General features: G+C 34.8%; 1 protein-coding gene. It reads left to right on the top strand.

What is annotated here, in order from left to right; translation table 11 throughout:
- Positions 1–62 precede the first annotated feature (62 nt).
- Positions 63–916 (top strand): IS982 family transposase (locus ACT9TX_RS18375; RefSeq protein WP_481340565.1); only part of this gene is annotated, 854 nt, incomplete at its 3' end.

The raw sequence follows: 916 nt of genomic DNA, 5'->3' as shown, positions 1-916 counted from the left end.
AAAAAGGTGTTGAAATTGTCTATTAATTGTACCACCAATTGCTAAACAACCAATCACCTTTTATGCTTAAGGATAAAATTATAGAAATTTTTGTACCTGCCGATGATTTTTGTATTTCGTTTTCAGATTGTATTCAGCACTATCGGTTGGAAAGCAATGAAATCAAGCATCGTAACCGAAAAGCTTCCTTAACCTATTCTGAAATTATTGCCATTCTAATCTTCTTTCACTATGGTTCATTTACCAATTTTAAGCACTACTATCTTCACTACGTAAAAGCTCATTTAAGTGATTGTTTTCCTGGTTTGGTTTCTTACAACCGTTTCATTGAATTACAGCAAAGGGTAGCTGTACCCATGATGTTGTTCTTAAAAATGTGTTGTTTGGGTAAATCAAGGGGTATCAATTTTGTAGATTCTACCCACATCAAAGTATGCCACAACAAACGCATCCGTCAGAACAAAGTGTTTAAAAATGTGGCTGAAAGAGGCTTTACTTCCATTGGTTGGTTTTATGGTTTTAAGCTGCACCTCATTATCAATGACAAAGGCGAGATTTTATCTTTTTACTTAACCAAAGGTAATGTGGATGATAGAAATATTAAAGTGATGCAAAGCCTTACAGAAGATATAGTCGGAAAGATTTTTGGCGATAAAGGCTATATCTCCAAAGCCTTATCAGACTTGCTTTTTGCGGATGGAATACAACTCATTACCAAAGTAAAAAAGAACATGCAAAAGCAAGATTTAACCGCTACCGATAAAATACTTTTACGTAAAAGAGCAGTGATAGAATCCGTGAATGACGAACTTAAAAACATTTGCCAGTTACAGCATACCAGACATCGCTCAATCAATGGTTTTCTGTTCAATGTAATGAGTACATTGGCAGCTTATTCTTTCTTCACCAAAAAGCC

The organism is Parasediminibacterium sp. HNIBRBA5674, assembly GCF_056745525.1.
This window is presented reverse-complemented; position numbering and strand designations above follow the sequence as displayed.